Origin of the sequence: Rhizorhabdus sp. (genome assembly GCF_018006725.1) — a bacterium.
In the GTDB taxonomy this organism is placed as follows: domain Bacteria; phylum Pseudomonadota; class Alphaproteobacteria; order Sphingomonadales; family Sphingomonadaceae; genus Rhizorhabdus.
The window spans coordinates 1-21,495 of the sequence record NZ_JAGMXV010000071.1 but is presented as its reverse complement, the minus strand read 5'-3'; the positions used below and the strand labels follow the sequence as shown (position 1 = coordinate 21,495).

17 protein-coding genes and 1 tRNA gene are annotated in these 21,495 nt (G+C 64.5%); 12 read left to right on the top strand and 6 right to left on the bottom strand.

The genetic code is table 11. From position 1 onward, the window contains the following. The 4 genes from KAY22_RS11835 to KAY22_RS11820 form a co-directional block, all read left to right on the top strand. On the top strand, positions 1–469 hold a 469-nt coding region (locus tag KAY22_RS11835), incomplete at its 5' end, for a CheR family methyltransferase (RefSeq protein WP_296623602.1). A 2-nt stretch (positions 470–471) separates the two neighbouring features. Continuing rightward, the gene (locus tag KAY22_RS11830) at positions 472–1,560 is read left to right on the top strand and encodes a chemotaxis response regulator protein-glutamate methylesterase (protein ID WP_296623600.1); all 1,089 of its coding nucleotides are present in this window, start codon (positions 472–474) and stop codon (positions 1,558–1,560) included. Positions 1,561–1,572: 12 nt separating this feature from the next. Continuing rightward, entirely contained in the window at positions 1,573–3,303 is a 1,731-nt protein-coding gene (locus KAY22_RS11825; protein WP_296623598.1) for a hypothetical protein, read from the top strand. Positions 3,304–3,324: 21 nt separating this feature from the next. After that, a complete protein-coding gene (locus tag KAY22_RS11820) occupies positions 3,325–5,433 on the top strand; it encodes an EAL domain-containing protein (RefSeq protein ID WP_296623596.1) in 2,109 nt (702 codons plus the stop codon). Here the strand turns inward: KAY22_RS11820 and KAY22_RS11815 are convergent. After that, positions 5,430–7,772 carry a transketolase gene (locus KAY22_RS11815; RefSeq protein ID WP_296623594.1) on the bottom strand — a complete coding sequence of 781 codons (2,343 nt, stop codon included), beginning with the start codon at positions 7,770–7,772 and terminating at the stop codon, positions 5,430–5,432. The genes KAY22_RS11820 and KAY22_RS11815 overlap by 4 nt on opposite strands. Before the next feature lie 137 nt (positions 7,773–7,909). Between KAY22_RS11815 and KAY22_RS11810 the strand changes: the two genes are divergently transcribed. Then, positions 7,910–8,395, top strand: a complete 486-nt coding sequence (locus KAY22_RS11810; RefSeq protein ID WP_366514082.1) for an Lrp/AsnC family transcriptional regulator — start codon at positions 7,910–7,912, stop codon at positions 8,393–8,395. A gap of 5 nt (positions 8,396–8,400) precedes the next feature. Beyond that, on the top strand, positions 8,401–9,207 hold the full coding sequence (locus tag KAY22_RS11805; protein ID WP_296623590.1) for a transglutaminase-like domain-containing protein: 807 nt from the start codon (positions 8,401–8,403) through the stop codon (positions 9,205–9,207). 9 nt (positions 9,208–9,216) lie between these two features. Here the strand turns inward: KAY22_RS11805 and KAY22_RS11800 are convergent, their stop codons facing one another. Further along, positions 9,217–10,461: a hypothetical protein gene (locus KAY22_RS11800; RefSeq protein WP_296623588.1), complete on the bottom strand. Its 1,245-nt coding sequence runs from the start codon at positions 10,459–10,461 to the stop codon at positions 9,217–9,219. A gap of 223 nt (positions 10,462–10,684) precedes the next feature. On the opposite strand from KAY22_RS11800, the gene KAY22_RS11795 reads away from it, so the two are divergent. Then, a tRNA-Thr gene (locus KAY22_RS11795) sits at positions 10,685–10,760 on the top strand. Between the two features lie 118 nt (positions 10,761–10,878). Here KAY22_RS11795 and KAY22_RS11790 read toward each other — a convergent pair. After that, complete coding sequence (locus tag KAY22_RS11790; protein ID WP_296623587.1) at positions 10,879–11,595, bottom strand: SDR family oxidoreductase; 717 nt, start codon at positions 11,593–11,595, stop codon at positions 10,879–10,881. 465 nt (positions 11,596–12,060) lie between these two features. Here KAY22_RS11790 and KAY22_RS11785 point away from each other — a divergent pair, with 465 nt between their 5' ends. The 4 genes from KAY22_RS11785 to KAY22_RS11770 all read left to right on the top strand — a co-directional run bounded on the left by KAY22_RS11785 (position 12,061) and on the right by KAY22_RS11770 (position 16,975). Beyond that, on the top strand, positions 12,061–14,475 hold the full coding sequence (locus tag KAY22_RS11785) for a TonB-dependent receptor (RefSeq protein WP_296623586.1): 2,415 nt from the start codon (positions 12,061–12,063) through the stop codon (positions 14,473–14,475). An 83-nt stretch (positions 14,476–14,558) separates the two neighbouring features. Then, the gene (locus KAY22_RS11780) at positions 14,559–15,311 is read left to right on the top strand and encodes an acetoacetate decarboxylase family protein (RefSeq protein ID WP_296623585.1); all 753 of its coding nucleotides are present in this window, start codon (positions 14,559–14,561) and stop codon (positions 15,309–15,311) included. 37 nt (positions 15,312–15,348) lie between these two features. After that, positions 15,349–16,116 carry an SDR family oxidoreductase gene (locus KAY22_RS11775; protein ID WP_296623583.1) on the top strand — a complete coding sequence of 256 codons (768 nt, stop codon included), beginning with the start codon at positions 15,349–15,351 and terminating at the stop codon, positions 16,114–16,116. A gap of 34 nt (positions 16,117–16,150) precedes the next feature. Beyond that, positions 16,151–16,975, top strand: coding sequence for an SDR family NAD(P)-dependent oxidoreductase (locus KAY22_RS11770; RefSeq protein ID WP_296623581.1), 825 nt, complete (start codon positions 16,151–16,153; stop codon positions 16,973–16,975). Positions 16,976–17,079: 104 nt separating this feature from the next. Here the strand turns inward: KAY22_RS11770 and KAY22_RS11765 are convergent, their stop codons facing one another. The 3 genes from KAY22_RS11765 to KAY22_RS11755 are packed head-to-tail and all read right to left on the bottom strand — an operon-like array spanning position 17,080 to position 21,087. After that, positions 17,080–18,663, bottom strand: a complete 1,584-nt coding sequence (locus KAY22_RS11765) for an FAD-binding oxidoreductase (RefSeq protein WP_296623579.1) — start codon at positions 18,661–18,663, stop codon at positions 17,080–17,082. Then, complete coding sequence (locus KAY22_RS11760; RefSeq protein ID WP_296623577.1) at positions 18,660–20,216, bottom strand: AMP-binding protein; 1,557 nt, start codon at positions 20,214–20,216, stop codon at positions 18,660–18,662. The genes KAY22_RS11765 and KAY22_RS11760 overlap by 4 nt, the downstream gene beginning before the upstream one ends. Before the next feature lie 7 nt (positions 20,217–20,223). Then, the gene (locus KAY22_RS11755; protein ID WP_296623575.1) at positions 20,224–21,087 is read right to left on the bottom strand and encodes an amidohydrolase family protein; all 864 of its coding nucleotides are present in this window, start codon (positions 21,085–21,087) and stop codon (positions 20,224–20,226) included. Between the two features lie 115 nt (positions 21,088–21,202). Between KAY22_RS11755 and KAY22_RS11750 the strand changes: the two genes are divergently transcribed. Further along, positions 21,203–21,495, top strand: a 293-nt coding sequence (locus KAY22_RS11750; RefSeq protein WP_296623572.1) for a helix-turn-helix domain-containing protein, incomplete at its 3' end; no start/stop codon positions are given.

The following is a 21,495-nucleotide window of genomic DNA, read 5'->3' as shown; positions in this document are numbered from 1 at the left end:
CGCCGATCTCGACCTGCTCGGTGCTGTTGGTGATCAGGTTCTTGATCTCCTGCGCCGCCTCGGCGCTGCGCTGGGTCAGCGCACGCACTTCATGGGCGACCACCGCAAGGGCATCTATCCTGCCGAGATGCTGGCTCCGGTGCCGCCCGATCTGCACCGGCGCTACGTCATGCGACCGCGCTCGCCGCAGCGGCGGGACGTGAGGATCAGCCCGTCCTTGCGATCAAAGGTCGCCTTCGGCCGCCTGAACCTGATGGACGAGAATTATCCGATCGGTGAACCGGTCGACATCGTCTTCTGCCGCAATGTCCTGATCTACTTCGATAAGCCCACGCAGCAGAAGGTCGTTAACCGCCTGTGCGCTAAGCTGCGGCCCGGTGGCTATCTGATGCTGGGGCATTCCGAGTCCATCGCGGGCATGAACCTGCCCGTCAAAGCGGTTGCGAACACGGTGTTCCGGAGGAACTGATCATGCCCAAGGCCAAGACCCGTGTCCTCGTGATCGACGACAGCGCCAGCGTCCGCCAGACGATGAAGATGATCCTGGAGGAAGACCCCGAACTGGAGGTCGTCGCCACCGCCGCCGATCCTTTCGCTGCGGCACGTTACATTCAGGGCGAGCTTCCCGACGTCATCACGCTCGACGTCGAGATGCCGCGGATGGATCGTCTCACCTTCCTCCGCAAGCTCATGCAGCAATGCCCGATCCCGGTCGTCATGTGCTCCTCGTTGACGGAAGAAGGGTCGGAAACACTGCTCGAAGCCATGGCGGCGGGTGCGGTCGACGTCATATTGAAGCCGCGCGTCGGGGTGGCCGATCATCTGTCCGAAGCGCGGATGATGATCCGCGAGACGGTGAAGGGCGCTGCCAGGGCGCGCGTCCAAGGGCGGCGCGCAGTGTCGTCCACGCCGGCGCGGATCGAGCCACAGGCCAAGCTGACCGCCGATGCCGTGCTGCCGCCTCCCAGCGGAAAGGCGATGAGCCGCACGACCGAGATGGTCGTTTGCATCGGCGCATCGACCGGCGGAACCGAGGCGCTGCGCGAGGTGCTGGAGGCGCTGCCGGCCAATTCGCCGGGCATCGTGGTGGTTCAGCACATGCCAGAGAATTTCACCCGCGCCTTCGCCAAGCGGCTGGACGGGCTGTGCGAGGTCAGCGTCAAGGAGGCCGAGAATGGCGACACCGTCATGCGCGGCCATGTGCTGATCGCGCCGGGCGGCGGCCACATGATGCTCGAGCGGCAGGGCGCGCGCTATCTCGTCTCGGTACGGGAGGGGCCTCTGGTCTCGCGGCATCGTCCGTCGGTGGACGTGCTGTTCCGATCGGCGGCACGCTGCGCCGGCTCGAACGCCGTCGGCATCATCATGACGGGCATGGGCGACGACGGTGCTCGTGGTATGCAGGAGATGAAGCAGGCGGGAGCGCGCACCTTCGCGCAGGACGAGGCGACCTCGGTCGTCTTCGGCATGCCGAAGGAAGCGATCGCCCGCAATGCGGTCGACAAGATCGTCCCGCTCGGCGGCATCGCCCGCGAGTTGCTGCACGCTACGGCGCGCTGAGGAGAGTATCGGATGCAGCACCAAGTCCTCTCGATCGAGCAGCCCTGGCCGGGACAGGTTTTCGCCTCCCAGGACGAACTGTCGCGGATCGTCACGAGCCTCGACGCGCGCTTTCTCCAGGTGGGCACGACGCTCGCCGCAGCGGTCGAGGCGATCGACAAGGTCGTGGCCTCGCTCAACATAGTCGGTACCGTCTTCCAGAGCGGGGACGCCGCAGCAGCGGTCGACAATCTGACGAGCGCTGCGCGGCGGCTGTTCGACGTTTCGGCGCAGGTGTCCGACCGTGCGTCCGAAGTGTCGCTGATCCGGTCTGCCTCCTCGACGCTGCGCAAATATGTCGACGAGGTTCAGCGCACGTTGGAAGTGCTGCAGATCTACAGCATGAACGTGAAGATCGCTGCGTCGGGGGCGCCCGACTTCGTCGAATTCGCCGACGTGATGCGCCAGCAATTGACCGACGGTAAGATCGAAGCCGATGGCTTCGGCATCAAGCTGGAGCAACTCGAGGCCAGCCTCGCCGGCATGGAGCGTACCGATCGGCTGCTCGCGTCCGAATGCGCGCGCGTCGTGCCGCAGGTGCCCGAACGTCTGCTGCAGGATGCCAGCGACCTGCGCGAGCATCAGGCGCAACTCGCCAAGCTTGCCGAATCGACGGGGCAGATGGCTCGCTCTATTCAGGGCAATGTCGCGGCGGTGCTGGGTGCGATCCAGATCGGAGACATCGCCCGGCAGCGGCTTGAACATGTCCTGACCGGCTGCACGCTGCTCGATGCCTTTCTGGCGGGCCCCGAAGGCGCAGCGGACATCGGTGCTCAGACCCGCCATCACGTGCTCGCGATGCTGGTTGCGCAATTGGTCGACACTGCCTGCGATTTCCGGCGCGAGACCGAAGTCGTCATCGGATCGCTGCGCGCACTGGGCCCGCAGGCTGGCCGCCTGCTGGCGCTCAAGGATCATGGCGGCAATGGAGAGGATGGCCAGATATTCCTGCGCCGGCTGGAAACCGGCATTGCCGATGCGGCTGCCATGCTGGCCCAGCTTCACTGCGCCGACCGGCAGGCCGACGAGACGCTGAAGATTATCATTGCAACCGTGGCCGACCTGTCGACCCGGGTGGTCGCGATCCGCGATCTGCGGCTCGACGTGCAGCAGATGGCGATCAACATCGGCCTGCGCTGTCGCCGGGTCGAAAGCATCGGCCGCGCTGTCACGGTCATCTCGAACGAGATACGCGGCTATTCGGAAAAGCTCGACGCGACGATCGGCGGCATCACCAAGTCGGCCGACGAGCTCAACATGATCTCGCTGCGGATGCGCGACCGCTCCAATGCGGCTGGCGCCGGGGCGGGCGACGAGCTTACCCGGTCGCTAGACGCCATTCGCGAAGGGGCCCGCCGCACCGAGCAGGCGATGAAAAGCGCCACGACCGAAGCCAATGGCATATTGGGCATGCTGCGTCAGACCACCGACGAACTGGAAGCCGGCCTCGACCTGGGCGGGATCATCGAGGGTATCGCGACCACGCTCGCCGACGAAGTCGGATCCGGCGCGCCGCTTCCACCCGATGTCGACCACCCTGCGCGCCTGGTACTGGACGAGATCGCCCGGACCTATACCATGGCCAGCGAGCGTCGCATCCATGACCAGTTTCGTATCGGTGAGCCGATCGCCCTTGCCGCAGCAGCGACGATGGGCGGCGACGATGGGGACGACGACGCCTTGTTCGACGATGCGCTCTTCTAGGCGGGACGGTCGCCCGGCGATATGAGCTATGTCTTCTCCGACTTTCCGGTCGACGGCGGGGGGCTGGCTGCCGCACTGGACGCCTTTGCCGGTGCGTCGCTTCCCGAAGGGCTGGCGCTCGCACGTTTCGATGAGGGCGGCCTGCTCGAAGATGCCAGCGACGCGTTCCTGTCGCTGTTCGGCTATCGACGGGCCGAGGCGCTCGGCAAGCCCTATGCGCTATTTCTTGCTTCGGCCGGAGGGGAGGGAGCGGACTTTGGCGCGGCCTGGAGTGCGGCGGGCGGCAACTCCCCGTCAGCGACGATCCGTGGCCGCAGGCGCGACGGTAGCGCCGTTCTGCTGCAAGGCGGATTTCGCCTTTGCGAGCGGCTTTCGGCAGCCGGGCGACAGCTGGTCGTAGCCGGCTTCGACATCACCGGACAGAGCGACGTCGTCGCGATGCTGCGCGACCAACTCGCTGTGGTGCAACGGACGATGCTGGTTGCCGAGTTCGATCTCGACGGCCGCATCCTCGCCGCAAACGAGAATTTTCTGGCGGCCTATGGTTATGAACTTGGCGACCTGATCGGACGCTATCACGCCATCTTCGTCACCCCCGCTTATGCCGGCACGGAGGAGTATCGGCAGTTCTGGGCCTCGCTGCGCTACGGTCGGAGCCAGGTGGCACGGCATCGGCGCTTCGGTCGGGATGGGCGCGAGCTGTGGGTCGATGCCTTCTACAGTCCGGTCACGGATTCGAGCGGTTTGCCGATCAAGATCGTCGAGTTCGCGATCGACCGGACGCTGGAGCGCCGGGTGGAACGACGCCGCGAGGAGGAGGCCCGCTATCTCGCCGAGCGCGATGCTCTGACCGGCCTGCACAACCGCGTCGCCTTCACGCGACACCTTCAGGAACTGGCGCTGGCGCAGGACACGGGGCGCGGTCAGGCGCATGTCGTGCTGGTGGTCGACCTCGACGGTTTCCGGACGATCAACGATGCCTATGGGCATCAGGCCGGGGATGCCCTGCTCTGGGTCATGGGCCAGCGCGTCCGCTCGGTCGCACGGGACCAGGATTTCGTCGCGCGGCTCGGCGCCGATCAGTTCGCCATCGTCGCGCCGACGACGTCGGCCGACGCAGACCTGTCTCGACAGCTGGCCGAGCGGTTGCTGGGAGAGCTTCCCCAGCCGCTGGACGTGCAGGAAGAGCGGCTCTCGGTCGGCGCGTCGATCGGCGTGGCGGTCTTCGGCGGTGACGCTGGGCTGGCGAGCGTGGCCGAGGACTGGCTCGCTTATGTCGATTCCGCCCTGGCCGAAGCCAAGCGGGCGGGGCGGGGCACCTATCGTCTGTTCGATCAGGCGCTCCATGCCCGCATTCAGCGGCGCCAGTTGATCGAGCGCGAACTGGACGGAGCTCTGCGCCAGGGCGCCATAGTGCTGCACTATCAGCCTATCGTCCGCCTGTCGGACGAGCGCATCGTAGGATATGAAGCGCTTGCGCGCTGGACGCATCCGAGCCTCGGTACCGTGTCGCCCGACGAGTTCGTGACCGTTGCGGAAAAGACCGGGCAGATCCATGCGATGGGCGCGGCCCTGCTCGGTCAGGCGCTGCAATTCGCCGCATCGCTGCCGCCCGAGATCGGCGTTGCGGTCAATCTTTCGGCGATGCAGCTTCGCCGCGAAGGGCTGGCCGCGACGGTGACTCAACTCGCGCGCCTGCACGATGTCGATCCGGGCAGGATCGAGATTGAGATCACCGAAACGGCGGCGCTGGGCAAGGCGCCTGCGGTTCTCAACAATCTCCGCCAGCTGAAGGACGCGGGCTTCCGCCTGTCGCTCGACGACTTCGGGACAGGCTATTCGTCGCTCTCGCACCTGCTGTTGCTCAGTTTCGACCGGATCAAGATCGACCGGAGCTTCGCCGGGCGCTTCCTGGAATCGACCGAGTGCGCCTGCATCGTCGATGCGGTGCTCGGCCTCGGACGCGCGCTCGGCATCAGCGTCATCGCGGAGGGAATCGAGACGGCCGAGGGTGCAAGCCGCCTGCGCGCTATGGGGTGCGACTATGCGCAGGGCTATCATTTCGGCAGGCCGCTGGCTCCCACCGACATACACCGCCTCGTGCCGAGCAGCCCGACCGATGCAGCCTAATCGCGCAGGAAGAGTTCGGCTGCCGCCTCGACGATAGCGTCCCGATCGAGCCGGTAGGTGGAATAGAGATCGGGCAGGTCGCCGGTCTGCCCGAAGCGGTCGAGACCGAGCGGGCTCACGCGCTGGCCGCGCACGCCGCCCAGCCAGGAGAGAGCCGACGGGCTGCCGTCGATCGCCGTCACCAGCCCGGCCGTCGGTGAGAGATCTCCCAGCAGTCGGGCGATATGCGAAGGCTGCGAGCTTCCCTCCCGCCAGCGCGCGGCACGGCTGGCGGACCAGTCACGGTGGAGCAGATCGGGTGAAGTGACGTTGAGCAACCCGAGGCCCGGAAGATCCTCGCAGAGCGTTTCCCAGGCCGACAGCGCCTCGGGGGCGATCGCGCCGGTGAAGGCGATCGCCGCCTCGGCGCCTCTGGCCGGCTTGCGCAGCCAATAGGCGCCCTTCAACGCATCGGCCTGCCAGCCATCGTCCTGCCGGGCGACCTGCGCGATGCTGCGCGTGGTCAGGCGCAGATAGACCGATCCACCATTGTCTGCCTGCAGATGCTCGAATGCCCAGCGCATCATCAGCGCCAGTTCGTCGACCCAGGCCGGTTCGAAATAGGTGAGGCCGGGCTGGCCCATGCCGATCAGCGGGGTGTTGATCGACTGGTGCGCACCGCCTTCCGGCCCCAACGTGACACCCGATGGCGTCGCAACCAGCAGGAAACGGGCATCCTGGTAACAGCCATAGTTCAGTGCATCGAGCCCGCGCGCGATGAACGGGTCATAGACCGTCCCGATTGGGATCAGCCGCGTGCCGAAGGTGGGCGCCGACAGGCCGAGCGCGGCCAGCATCAGGAACAGATTATGTTCGGCGATGCCCAGTTCGATATGCTGGCCAGCATGATGGCCCGACCATTTCTGCGCCGACGGGATGCGCGCCGCCTGGAAGACGTCGCGCAGCTCCTGCCGCCGGAACAGGCCGCGCTGGTTCACGAAGGCGCCGAGATTGGTCGAGACGGTCACGTCGGGAGATGTCGTGACGATGCGGTCGGCCAGCGGATGCCCCGACTTGGCGAGGTCGAGCAGGATGCGGCCGAAGGCGGCCTGCGTCGACTGCTCGTCCCCCTCGGGAACCGGTAGCAGGGCCGGCACCGGCACCGGTTGCGCCTTGGCGGTCGCGGGGCGGCGCGCGAGCGGGGAGGCGGCGACGAAGCGACGGACGACCGCCTCGACATTGTCGCCGAGCCCGGCATAGGGCGACCATTCCTCGCCTTTGGCGATCCCCATCGACTGGCGCAGGCCGTCGATCTGGGTCGGGTTCATCAGCCCGGCATGATTGTCCTTGTGACCGGCGAAGGGCAGGCCATAGCCCTTGACCGTATAGGCGATGAACAGGGTCGGCCGGTCGTCGTCGGCGCGGGCGAAGGCGTCGAGCAGCGTTTCGATGCAATGCCCGCCGAGATTGGTCATCAGCGCGGCGAGGCCGGCATCGTCGAACCCGTCGATCAGCGCCAGCGCCTCGTCCTGTCCGGCGAGATCGCGCGTCAACCGCTCGCGCCAGGCCGCACCGCCCTGATAGGTCAGCGCGGCGAAATCGGCATTGGGGCAGGTGTCGATCCAGTCGGCGATCGCCTGCCCGCCGGGCCGGCGGAACGCCTCGCGCTGCAGCCGGCCATGCTTCAACGTCAGCACGCGCCAGCCGCAGGTGCGGAAGATGTCGTCGAAGCGGCCGAACATGCGGTCGGCGGTCGTCGCGTCGAGCGACTGCCGGTTATAGTCGACGATCCACCAGCAATTGCGGATGTCGTGCTTATAGCCCTCGATCAGCGCCTCGTAGATATTGCCTTCGTCCAGCTCGGCGTCGCCCATCAGCGCGATCATCCGCCCGGCATCGGCCTCGTCGAGCTGACCGTGCGCGATCAGATAATCCTGCACCAGGCTGGCGAACGCGGTGACGGCGACGCCGAGGCCGACCGATCCGGTCGAGAAGTCGACCGGGATGCGGTCCTTGGTCCGGCTGGGATAGCTTTGAGCGCCGCCGAGAGCGCGAAAGCGCTGCAACTGGTCGAGGCTCTGATTGCCGAGCAGATAATGGATCGCGTGGAGCACCGGCCCGGCATGCGGCTTGACCGCGACCCGGTCCTGCGGGCGAAGCGCATGGAAGTAGAGGGCGGACATGATCGCCGTCATCGACGCGCAGGACGCCTGATGCCCGCCCACCTTCAGCCCATCGCGGCTCTCGCGCAAATGGTTCGCATTGTGGATCGTCCAACTCGACAGCCAGCGCAGTCGCCCCTCGAGCGCCTCCAGCGCGGCGACGGTATCGGGGTCCTGCGGCTTGACGTCGTGCTGCATCGGCATGCTCCCTGAAGCGCCGGGCGACCGGCTGTCGCAGGATAATGCAAAGTTGCATGCTCCTTCTTGCGAATATGCTTGGCAATTTCCTGTGATTCGGCAGAAAATTGCGCTTACGGACATGAATGAGGATGATGATGCCAGAGAACGCGCTGGATGCGATAGACAGGCGGATATTGGCGGAACTGCAGGGGGATGGACGCATCACCAACCACGAGCTGGCGTCGCGCGTCGGCCTGTCCCCCAGCCCCTGCCTGCGCCGTGTCCGTCAGCTCGAGGAGATGGGGGTCCTGTCTGGCTATGTTGGGCTCGTCGACCCTGCGGCGCTCGGCCTGCACGTCAGCGCTTTCGTGCGGGTGCGGCTCGACGGGCAGGATGATCGCCACCTCGCCGCTTTCGAAGAGGCCGTGTCGGGCTTTCCCGAGGTCATGGAATGCTATCTGATGACCGGCGAAAGCGATTATCAGCTGCGCGTTCTGGTCGCCTCGCTTGCTGCGTTCGAGGATTTTCTGCGTCAGAAGTTGACCCGCATCACGGGCGTGTCACAGGTGACGTCCAGCTTTGCGCTGAGGCCCGTGGTCTATCGCACCGCGATCCCGGTCGAGGCGAGAGGAAAGGGATAGCCGCCATGATCGAAGCGATCGCCCATCTGGGCCTGCTGGACGACGAGGATATCCGGCTGGACCTCGCCGCGCTGGAACTGAGCGCGCTCGATCATCCGGGTGTCGACCTCTCCTCCTATGTCGAATTGCTCGACGCGATCGAAGTCGATCTTCGCGCAATGGCCGTGGCGGCTGACGACGTGATGGCGCAGGCGGCCGCGCTGGCCGAAGTCTTCGCCGTTCGCCAGGGCTTCACCGGCGACCGCAACAGCTATGACGCGCCGGTCAACGCCGATCTGATCCGCGTGATCGACCGTCGCATGGGGCTGCCGATCGCGCTCGCCATTCTGTATGTGGGGCAGGCGCGGCGGCTTGGCTGGTCGGCGCATGCGCTGAACACCCCGGCGCATGTCATGGTCCGGATCGGCGCCGACGAGCGGGCGGTGGTGATCGACCCTTTTCACGAGGGCGCGATCGTCAGCCGCGACACGATTGTCCGCCTGATCCGGCAGGCGTTGGGGCCGGGGGCTTCGATAGACGCGCAGAATATGGCGCCGCTGTCCAACCGACTGGCGCTCGTCCGCCTGCTGACCAACCAGGTGATCCGCGCCGAGCAGGGCAAGGATTCGGCGCGCGCGCTGATGGTGCAGGAGCGCATCGCCACGGTGGCGCCATCCTATGGGCAAGGCTGGTGGGATCTTGCGCGCTTCCAACTCGCCGATGGTCAGGTCGAGGGCGCGCGCGAGAGTTTGAGCGCGATGCTGGAGGTGACCCGCGACCCGGAGATGCGCGCTCAGGTCAGTGCGGCGCTGGAGGCGTTGGCCTTTCGGTAAAGTCGGTTTTCAGCAAGCGAAGCGCTGGAGCGCCTTGTCGACCAGGGCCTTCTCGGCGATCGGCTTGGCGACGATCGCGAGCCGCCCGTCCGCCTCACGCCGTGCCACCAGCAGGACGACCTCGGCCTCGACCTCGCCCATGTCGACGACGGCGCGCGCAGGGGCGCTGCCGAGCAGCATGCGCGCCGACAGGGCACGGTCGACCTTGAGCGCGGGGCGCCGCTCACCGCGTTCGGCGGCGACGACGGCCTTGATTCCGCCTTCGACGCCCAGCAGCCAGCCATGGAGCGAGCCGGGCGCGAGGCATAGCCGGTGCGCGTGGGTCAGGACCGCCGCGAACTCGGTCACGCGTTTGCGATCATAGTCGCGCCCGAACACGAGCTTCACGACCGGAGTCATCGGGGCGCGTGCCTGCGGCACGATTCCGGCGTCGGCAATCATCGCCTCGAACGCTTCAGGTTCCGCCTCGGCCGCCAGCGCGACGTCATAGGCCAGTGAAAGCGCGCGGTAGAGCGCGTTGCGCGTCCGTCCCTCGCAGGCGACCGCTTCCTGCGCGAGGTCCTGCGCATCCTGAACCAGTTCGGAAAGAGGCGGCTGGTCCAGATCGGTGTAGGGAGCAGGCGCAGGGCCGTCCTCGGTCTGCACTGAAGGATCGGTCAGGGGTTGGGCTGGCCCGGCAAAGGCAGTGGTCACCGCCTGCACGATGTCGGCGGGCAGGTTCGCGCCGGCCGCTTCCTTCCAGTTGACAACACCGTGGATCATGTCGATCCGGCTGCCGTCCGAAGAATAGGGCATCAAGATGCCGCGATAGAGGATCGGCTGGCCCCGGCGGTTGATATAGTCGGCCTCGAAGCCGACTGGCGCGCGGTTTGCCAATATCTCTGCATAATGTTCGGTCAGCCGTGCGAGCAGTGCCTGGCCCGGCACGTCGGCAACGGTCGCCACATTTGCGTCGATCTCGCCTTCTTCGCGCAGCGCGCGACCGAGATAGGTAATGCCGGGGTTGAGCGGGTCTACCGAGAAGTCGAGCAGCACCGAATGCGGACCGAACTCGCCCAGCGCTGCCGCATCCAGATCGCCGATCGCCGGATAATCGCGTCCGTCGAGCAGCGACAGCCACATCTCATAGGCGCGGATATGCATCCGCCGCTCGTCCGCGCCGATCATCGGCGGCAGGTCCATGCAGGGTTCGTCGCCGATCGGGAAATCCCAGTCGGCGAAGTCCTCCGCGATGAACGAGCGATAATCTTCCATTCCAGTCCCCATCGGCGGCCAGTCCGGAATCGCCGCTCTCGCCTTCGTCATGCGCCCCGGCCGGTTGATGATTGGTAAAAATGGTCCCGGCCACGTGGTGTCCGAAGCTCCGCCGCACGGCATGACGCTGCGGATTGCCGGGGGGAGCGGGAGGAAGCGACGATCCGAACATCGAGCGCTTGAATATGCCGATAACCACTGTTAAGGCGCGCCACACCAGCGAGCCGCTTTAGCTCAGTTGGTAGAGCATCGCATTCGTAATGCGGGGGTCACAGGTTCGAGTCCTGTAAGCGGCACCATCCCTTCAGCAGTATATAGAACCCGCTTCCTGAGGGCGCGGATATTCGCTCCCTGGTTCGGTCGGACCCGGCTCACCGATGCCGGCCATGCCCTACGGATGTTGAGGGCTGATGTGCATCAGATGCCGAAGCCACCATCGATCGTATGGCTCGTGCCGGTGATCCAACCCGCCTGCGGTCCAGCCAAGTAGCTGACGAGAGCGGCAATCTCGGGGGCGGTGCCGTGCCGTTTTATCGCCATTGCGCCATGCAGTTGCGCCGCATGAGGAGCGTCGGCGGGGTTCATCTCCGTATCCGTGGGGCCCGGCTGAACGACATTCACCGCTATGTTGCGATGACCGAGCTCGCGCGCAAGGCCGCGCGCCAGGCCGTGGAGCGAAGCCTTGCTCATCGCATAGGCCGCAATTCCGGGGAAAGGGACGCAATCGCCATTGGTCGAACCGATAAGAATGATCCGTCCGCCGTCCGGCATTGATCGGGCGGCCTCGACAGAGCCGTGGTAGGCACCACGGACGTTGACGTCGAACAGTCGATCGGCGTCCGCAGCCTCGACGTCGAACGCCGAGGAATAGATAAGCACGGCCGCGTTGTAGACGAAAATATGGAACGGGCCGTCCTCTCCGATCAGCGCGGCCATGGCGTTCCGGTCGGCGGCATCGGCTTTTCGCGCCGTGGCGCCGGTTTCCGATGCGAGCGCAAGGGCTGCACCCTCCGAAGATCCGTATGTGAAGACCACCTCGTCACCGTCCCGGGCGAAGCTGCGCACTATCTCCGCGCCAATCCCCCGGCTCCCCCCGACGATCAGGATTTTCCGCCGGTTTCCGCTTAACGCCATCGCTGCCCTCATGCGTTTATGTATACATGATTCGAAATTGACGCATAGCTTGGCGCGAATCAGTGCCGCCGCATAGCGTCAAAGAATACACATATGTGGAAGTTGACTTGGGTCGAGACACCCTTGGCTTTAGCGGCTTACCTCTATTCGCTCTCTTCCGCTCGCTAAAGCTGCATTTCGCATCCGTTTCAGCTTGAAAATCAGGGGCAGCCGAAAAATTGTATCCATATTTTATCAAAACCGCCCAAAAAGCGATTGACACCCATGGCGTTGAGTACAACTCTTGGCGACGTCCGATGTTGCGGCGCTTCCGCTGAACACCGGTGATGGGCGGACCAGTTCGGAAAGGGACGGCGCCCGCTTTATTGTCAGCATGGCAGAAAAGGGGGGTATATGTTGAACTTCCATCACCTTCGGCAGGTGAGCGCATCAGCTCTTGCGCTCGCACTTATGTCGGCTTCATCGATGGCTTTTGCGCAGAGCGAGGCTTCATCGGCATCCGCAGATCGGGGCGAAGTTTCTGAAGGCGACATCGTCGTCACGGGTCTCAAGCGTGACAGTAAACTGATCGAAACTCCGGTTTCTATTTCGGTCTTCGATTCAGAGTCGATTGTAAATGCCGGTATTCAGAAACCAAACGACTTCCTGCAACTCACTCCGAACGTAGATATCGTCAGTTCGGTCAATGCTGGCGACTTTCTGATCAATGTTCGCGGTCAGGCGTCAATCCGCAACGCGGAGCCTTCGGTCGCGATCCTTATCGATGGCGTCAAGATCGGCAGCCCTGCCGAGTTCAACTCGGCCCTGTTCGACCTCGAACAGATCGAAGTGCTAAAGGGCCCGCAGGGCACCGTCTATGGTCGCAATGCTTCCGCTGGCGCGATCGTCATCACGACGAAGAAGCCCACCGAGGAGTTCACCGGTAGCGGCATGTTCTCCTATGGCAAGTTCGGTACCTACAATGCGAACGCCAGCCTGAGCGGGCAGATCATGCCTGGTCTGACGGCCCGGATCTCGGGTGCTTTCACCGGCACCGACGGCAGCTACACCAACGTCAACACCGGCGAGAAAACGCAGCGGTTCAAGGAAGAGGTCGGGCGCCTGCGTCTCCGCTGGGACGATGGCGGCCCCTTCACGGCCGATGGGCGGATCCTGCTGTCGCATGCGACCGGTGGCGCCGTGACCTATACGGCAAAAATTCAGGCAGTGCCCGGACTGTCGCCGAACGGTACTCTGGTCCACGGCATTCCGATCACCGATATCAGCGCTAACAAGAATCTCAACATTCCGTTCATATCCGACGTACCGGGCCGCTATGAGCGCGATATCTTCAGCACGGGCCTGATGCTGAACTATGATTTCGAGAGCGCGGATCTGACATCGATCACCGGCTATTCGAACGTTCGCCAGTTTTCGAGCGGTAAGAACTATCCCTATAGCAATGCGTCGGATCCGACCACGAACTATTTCGGTTGGACCCCGATCTTTGGAGACCGGACGCAGAATCTGGTCATCAAGACCAAGCAGTTCATGCAGGAATTGCGGTTGACGTCGAAGCCGGGCGATTTCCTGGAATGGCAGGTCGGCGGCGAATTCGTCTGGAACAAGCGCGACTACAGGATCGGCAATACGCTTAACGGCGCGCTGCCTGCCGGGATCACCGCCGCGGAACTGGTCGGCTATGTCGGCTATAACGCCGCCGGACAGCGCACCCTTGTCGGCGGCGGCAATGCCATTCCGTTCCCGGTCGGCATCTTCGGCCTCAATAGCGCCTATCCCACGACGAACCTGGTCGAGGATCGGTTCGTCGGCAAGAACTACGCGCCCTTTGCGAACGTCACGGTGCATTTCACCAAGCAGCTGTCGCTCGAGCTGGCCGGCCGCTACGATATCGAAAAGCGCAGTACGGGATCGATCGGGCCGGATCAGCCCAATCCTTTCCTGGGCGGTGCGAGCTACAACGCCTGCGTCCGCATTACCGGTCAGACCGCTGCCCAGTGTGCCGACGGGATCAGCAAGACCTTCAAGCAGTTCCAGCCCAAGGCTACGCTGACCTACAAGATCGGCGACAATGCGTCGGCCTATGCCAGCTGGGGTCGCAGCTTCAAGTCGGGCGGTTTCAACCCGATCGGCACGCGCGAAACGGCGGTTCTGAGCCGTGTCACGCTGTTCCGCCAGCAGGACCCGTCTCTCAGCGCTGCCGCTGCACGGGCCCGGGCCGAGGCGGCGATCATCACCCAGGACACCTTCAAGAAGGAAGTCGCAACGACCTATGAAGTCGGTTTCAAGAGCGAGCTGTTCGATCGGGTGCTGACGTTGAACACCGCCCTGTTCTGGACGGACGTAAAGAACAACCAGCAATATGTGTTCGACCCGATCGCCTTCGTGGAATCGATCGAATCCATCGACAAGTCCCGGATCAAGGGCCTCGAAATCGACGCCACCGTCCGTCCGACCAAATGGCTGACCTTCTTCGGTGCGTTCGGTTATATCGACGCGAAGATCCGCAAGCTCGCGGCCAATCCGGCAGCGGTCGGCAAGACGCCGCCCTATGTGCCGGAAACGACGCTCACGCTCGGTTCGTCGGTCGACATCCCGCTGGACGATACCAAGAATTTCATCGGTCGCGTCGAATATAACCGCACCGGACGCACCGAATATAACACGATCAACGATCCCGATTTTGCCCGCACGCCCTATTCGGTCGTCAACGGTCGCCTAGGCATCAAGACCGACAACTGGGATATGACCTTGTGGGGTCGTAACCTGTTCAACAAGCGCTACGTCAAGGAAATCGCGCCGATCATCGCCGGCACGGCCAACGCATTTTCGCTGGCTGACCTGCGTACCTACGGCCTGGAGGTGCGCTTTCGCTTCTGACGTCTGTGACCGGTGGCGACATGGTGCCGCCACCGGTCCCCTTCCCAAGGCCTTGGCCGCCAGCGCGCAAGACGGAGGATATTATGGGAAATTCCTATCAGCGGCACGGGCATGTGATGCCGACCTGGTCGCCGCCTTTCGCGCCTGGTCCCTATTATATGGAAAAGTACCACTCGGTCATCGTGGAGCTGGAGATTCCACGCGACGAGGTGCTGTACATGACCCCCGAACCGCTCACGCCGGTCGGTGGCGACCGTGTGTATGCGATCGTCGTGGACGGTTCCCAGCCTCCGCACAGCCTTCATTATCATGAGGCGCTGATCTGCCACGAGGTCGAGTTCGAGGGGAGGCGTGGCATGCACATCCCCTATATCTGGACCTCGACCGACACCGCGACGTTTACGGGCCGCGAGATATACGGGATGCCGAAGTTGCTGTGCGACGATGGTCGGCTCGAGATCCACGCGAACGAGGTCTACGGCAAGCTCGAGAAATATGGACGGACGATGATGGAGGTGGCCGCCATCACCGATCAGAAGGGATCGGTCGAGGAGCTCCCGAACCTTTCGAGCTGGATCATGGTCCGCCACATTCCGTCGCCCGATCCCAAGGTGCCGGCGCGGCGGCAGGTCGTCCATGCTCAGACGGCCGACTTCAAGCTCGATTTCCTGTGGAAGGGCCGGGGCTGGGCACGGATGGGCTATCCCGGGACCTCGGCGATCCACCGGATCCCGACCGACAAGGTGACCAATGCCTGGTACGGCAACTTTTCCTTCGTCCTGACACCCGCGCAGATCCTCGAAGACATCGAGTACAACTTCACCGAGTGGAACTGATCGCCTCGGCGACTGCACCCGACGTCCGGAGTGACATGTGAAAGCGGACAACCGAATTTCGCTGGAGGGCCGTGTCGTACTGATTTCCGGAGGCGGTTCCGGCATCGGTCGGGCTGCAGCGGCGCTGGCGGTCGGGCGAGGTGCGTCGGTGGTGCTGGGCGACAAGGATGTGGCTGCGGCCGAACGGGTCGCTGCCGAGCTGGGACACGACCGGGCGATGGCGCATCGTCTGGACGTCGTCGACCCGTTTTCCTGCTCCACGATCGTCGCTGCGACCGAGGCCCGGTTCGGCAAGCTCGACGGGCTGGTGAGTGCAGCCGGGCTGACGGGGGCCGCCGCACCGCTTGCCGATTGCGCATTGGAAACCTGGAACAGCGTGATCGCCGTCAACCTGACCGGCATGTTCCATCTGATGCAGCCCGCGATCAAGCTCATGTTGCAAGGCGGCCGCGGTTCGATCGTCAACCTGTCCTCGGTCGCTGGCCTCGTCGCCGTGCCCGACCAGGTCCAGTATATCGCCAGCAAATTCGGGGTCATCGGCCTGACCAAGAGCGCGGCGATCGATTATGCCGCTCAGGGCATCAGGGCCAATGCGGTCTGCCCGGGTGGAACGCGGACGCCCATGCTCGCGGGGTGGGTCGAGGCGGATCCCTCGCGCGAACGCTTCCTCGCGGCCGGGCATCCGATCGGCCGGGTCGCCGAGCCCGAAGAACTGGCCGAGGCGATCGTCTGGCTGCTGTCCGACGCCGCCTCGTTCGTCACCGGCGCCGTCCTGACGGTTGACGGCGGGCTGACCATTTCCTGATCCATCCCTCAGCGGAAGACCCCAAGGAGTTTCGATGAACAAGATGCTACTCGACGGCAAGGTGGCGATGGTGACCGCCGCAGGCTCGGGCATCGGTCGGGCTTCGGCGCTGACCATGGCCGCGAGGGGCGCCCAACTGATGGTCACCGACATCGACCTCGCCCGTGCCGAGGCGGTGGTCGCCGAGATTGTCGAGGCCGGCGGTTCGGCCGCAAGCACCCTGTGCGACATCGGGGACGAGGCCAGCATCCGCGATGCGATCGCAGCGACCGAGGCGCGGTTCGGTCGTCTCGACATTTTGCACAACAATGCCGCCCTGCTGTCCGACGAGGCGCTCGCCAGCGATAACGACGTGCTGAACGTGCCGGTCGATATCTGGGACCGCACGATGGAGGTCACCGTTCGCGGAACCATGCTCGCCTGTCGCTATGGCGTTCTCGCCATGCGTCGGGCCGGCGGGGGCAGCATCATCAATACCGGATCGATCTATGGCTTGCGCGCGGCGAACCGGATGCCCGCCTACAGCGTGTCGAAGGCTGCGGTCCACATGCTGACCGAGGTGGTTGCCACCGCACATGGGCGGGAAGGGATACGCTGCAACGCCGTGGCCCCATCGATGATGCGCACACCGACGCTCGACCGCCTCGTGCCCCGGGAGATCGTTGCTTATAACGAAGACGCCGCTCTGCTTCCGCGCATGGGCGGTCCGCAGGATGTGGCGGAAATGGTGGCGTTCCTAGCGTCCGATGCGGCCAGCTATCTGACGGGGCATGTCTTCCCAGTGGACGGCGGTACCATGGCGCACCTGCCGACCTATGGCGACGAGCGCCGCTTTCTCGAATCCGTGCAACAGGCCTGAGTGGCCGAGGGAGCGTAGGGCCGGGAACGCCGGTCTCCGGGGCGACCGGCACCGCCGTTACGGGCTACAGGGGCGACCTGATCGCTTCCGATATCGCGCCTCCGTCAGGCCGTCGGCGGCTCCGTACCAAGCGCGCCGGGATTCATGATATTGTCGGGGTCCAACTCGCGTTTGATGGCGCGGAACAGCGACGCCGTCTCCGGCGCGAGCCGCTGCTGATAGGGATAGGCCCGCCCGAGTTGCGTGTGGAGCGCGCCGATCGCGTCGAACCTTTCTATCATCTGCCGGCGCAGGGCCGCGACGAAGGCTTCGGCGGCGGGCCGGGCAGGCGCGTCGGCGGGATATGTCCCTCCCTGTGCGCGGAGCAGATGATCGGCAAAGGGCGTCAGCCGGTCGCGCCACAGGAACATCGGCTCGAGCGTTACGGCGCCGCCGCCCAGCGTCGCGAGAAGATGGCGCACCTTGATCCCATGCTCGGCAATGCCTTCCGCATGCTCCCGGACAAGCGCTTCAACAGCCGCCATGCCCTCCAGCGCGCGCGAGTGGGGCAGAATGGCGTGGATCGGCACCCAGCGTTCGCCGGGCGCGCCGGCGAGACCCGTCACTGGTCCGAAGGGCATACGGAGCATGGCGCTGGCGACGGCAGCGTCGGACGGCATCAGATCTCGTTCCCGCGCCAGTGCGGTCGCCGCTGCGATACGGCTCTGGCATTCGGCAGCATCCTCGCCTTCGACGAAAATATGCACAGCCATGCCTCGCCCCGGTGCGGTGCGAAGACTGGCTCGGGCCATGGCGACGCCTTCGGCCGCCCGTTTCGCCAGCGATCCTCCCCCGCTGATCAAGGCGCGGAGATAATCGCCCTTCGCCCGGAGCCCGGTCTGGCGCACCCGCTCGCTCTCGAGCTTGACGTCCAGCGCCATCACCTGGCTGGCATGGCCGTCGCGACCGATCGCTTCCAGAAAATCGAACAGGGCGGAAAGGTCGGCCGTGGCGAAGCTCACCACGTCCCGCGCAGGAGGCCGTCGGCGAAGGCGCAGAACGATCGCGGTCTTGATGCCCATCACACCGGCATCGGCGGTGAAGAGACCCGTCAGATCGGGGCCGAAATGCCGGAGAAAGGGCGAAGCTGTCTCGACACCGAAACTGCCGGTGCGCAGCGTCGCGCCCGTTCCTGTAACCACCTCGATGCCGATCACGGAATCGGCGGCGGTGCCATGGCGTCCGGTGCCGTAGAAAATCGCATTCTGTGCGATCGCGCCACCGACCGTGGCGACCCGGCCCGACACCGGTCCGCGAAACGGAGCCTCCAGGCCGAGTGGCGCCAGCGCCTCGTCCAGCGCCTGCCAGGTGACCCCCGGTTCTACGATGGCGTAGAGGTCGCGACCGTTGATCTCCCGGATGGCGTCCATGCCGCGCAGGTCGACCTGTACCGCATGATCCGGGCGGGAGGACAGATAGCCCGCCGTGTAGCTCGCTCCTCCTCCGCGAGGGACGAGATGCAGCTTGTGCTCCCGCGCGATGCCGACCAGGCGCCGGATGTCGCCTGCCCCGGCGGGGCGTACCACCGCGAGAACGGGATCGCCCTGATAGAAGATATCCTGCCCGGCAAGCGCGAGGCTATCCTGGTCGCTGATTACCCGATCCTCACCCAGCGCAGCCCGCAGGGCCGCGAGCGCGTCGGTGGTCATGCGGGCTTCGACATGAAATGCTTGCGCAGCTCCGTCTTCAGCACCTTGCCGTTGGCGTTGCGCGGCAGTTCGTCGATCAGGGCCAGCTCCTTGGGGATCTTGAACGACGCGATCTTGCCCTCGCAGAAGGCCGTGATGTCGGCGGCACTCAGCGAGCGACCCTCGCGGGGCACGGCGACGGTCAGCAGACGTTCGCCCCAGCGCTCGTCCGGCAGGCCAATCACAGCGGCTTCGAGGATGTCGGGGTGCCGGACGAGCACTTCCTCGATCTCGCGCGGGTAGACATTGACGCCACCCGTGATCACCATGTCCTTCTTGCGGTCGACAATGTAGATGAAGCCCTCCGCATCGCGTTTCGCAAGGTCGCCGACGCTCACCCAGCCGTCCTTGCTCGCCTGGGCGGTTTCCTCCGGCCGGTTATAATAGCCGTTGAACAATGTGGGCGAGGAAACCCAGAGCTCACCGACCTCTTCCGGGTCGCACTCGCTGCCATCCTCGCGCCGGATGCTGACCCGGGCGTGGGGCTCGGGGGTGCCAACGCACCGATCCTTGAGCAGCTGGAAGCGTGGACGCAGGTTGCACACCACGCCCATCTCGGTCGAGCTGTACAATTCGTGCAGCACATCGTCGCCGAAGAAGTCGACGATCTTTTCCTTCATCGCCTGTGGCAAGGCTGCGGCGCTGGAAATGATCGAGCGGATTTTCGGGCGGCGATAGGTCGCCAAAATGTCCGCCGGCAGCTCGAAGATCATCTGAAAATGGGTAGGGACCAGGAAAATCCCGGTGAAGTCGCCGCTCTTCAGTTTGGCCAGCGTGGTCTTTGCATCGAAACGATCGAGGATCTCGAACCAGCCGCCCGAGGCCAGCGATGCCAGCGGATAGGCCAGACCGCCGCCGAAGGCGAGGGCGGTGACCACCAGGAAGCTGTCATCCGGGCCGAAGCAGCCGAACTCGGCCGCGCTGATCAGCCCGAACAACAGACGCGAGCGGTGGGAGAGCAATACGCCTTTCGGTAGCCCTGTCGTGCCGGACGTGAACGGGATGGTCCAGACGTCCCATTCCTCGATGACGGGAAGGCTCTCCGGCTTTGGTGGTGCCGCGATCAGCGCCTCGTAATCCTTGCCGAACTCGATGATCCGGATCGACGGGTCGAAGCCTGCTGCGCGGACGGCAGGCGCCGTTTCGGCATCGGTGAAGATGACCTTGGCTTCGGCGCTTTCGACGACCGCCTTGATTTCGCTGGGCGTGAAGCGCGGATTCACCGTCGCCAGTGCCACGCCGGCATCCGGCAGGCCCAGCGCCACTTCGATATATTCGATGCAGTTGCGCGCGACGATCGCGCCATTCTGACCCTTGGTCAGGCCGAGCGTCGTGATCGTCGCATCGCGCAGCTTTTCCGACCGCTCCACGAGCATCCCGTAGCTGAGCGTCCGGTCTCCGCACACCACCGCCTTGCGGGCAGGGTCGCGAAGAGCGGTGGCGCGGACCGCCCCTAGCGCCGTCATCGAAACGAAATTCTGCGGGATTTGCGCGGAACGCACGGGATAGCTCATGGCGACCTCAGCGTGGGATCTTTTTGAAAATGCGTAGCGCGTTCTCGCGCATCAGCAGGCGGTGCGATTCCGGGCGAAAGCCGAGCGCATCGACTTCCTGTACGCCCCGTATCGGGTCGATCACGGGAAAGTCCGTGCCGAACAGCACCTTCTCGCGCCCATAGGTGTTGGCATAATGAACATAAGACTGCGGCCAGTGCTTCGGCGCATAGGCATCGCCCGCCGTATAGACATTGTCGTGCTTCCAGCACATCGAGATCATCTCTTCGGTCCAGGGAACGCCGACGTGGATGCCGATCAGCACGAGCTCGGGAAAATCGATCGCGACCTGGTCTAGCAGGATGGGACGGGCGACCGAGGGCAGCCGCCGTTCGCTTGAATAGACCAGATTCTGGCCGACCTGCATCATGATCGGAATGTCGAGCTCGCAGCACTTCGCATAATAGGGATAGATTTGCGGAGCATTGGGCGGGCAGCCGAACCAGTGCGGATACCAGTGGGCGCCGACGAACCCATAATCGTTGACGGCCTGCTCCAGCTCGCGCAGGCCTTTCATGCCGCGGGTTTGGTCGATGCCCGCTAGACCGGAAAAGCGGTCTGGATAGCGCTGGCAGATTTCCGCGATCATCTCATAGGGCACTTCCCATGAGAGACGCACGTTGAGGTCGCCAGCCCGAACGGCGATCAGCAGCGAGCGCTCGATCCCGGCCGCATCCATCCGCCGCAGATAATCTTCGATCGTGATCCCGTCGCGCATTGCCGGATCCATTCGAACCTTGGCTTTGAACGCATCGTCGATGCCGGTCATGCCGCCGGCGACCGCCTCCGGGGTGAAGATATTGCAGACGATGTCGATATAGCCGCCGCTCATGCAACCTCCGTGCTCTGCCGGCCTGTGCCGGTGCCTGCAGCTTCCCGCTGGACAGGCGGCGAGTCAAATGTAATCATATTTGAGAATTTAACTTCCATATATATGGAAATGAAACATGGCTGACGACAGCAGCGTTAAATCCGCCTCACGGGTGTTCGAGATCCTCGAGCTGTTCGACGGCAGCCGCGTGCCGCTCAGCGCGACGGAAATCGTGCGCAAGCTCGGCTGGCCGCAGTCGAGCACCGTCGCTTTGCTTAAGACGCTCGTTTCCTTGGGTTATCTTGCATATGATACGTTCGAGCGCACCTATCTGCCGACGATGCGCGTGGCCCTGCTCGGCGGTTGGATGTTCGAGGCACTGGGGCCGGATCGTCGCCTGATCGAGCTCATAAGGACGGTCGGTGCCGA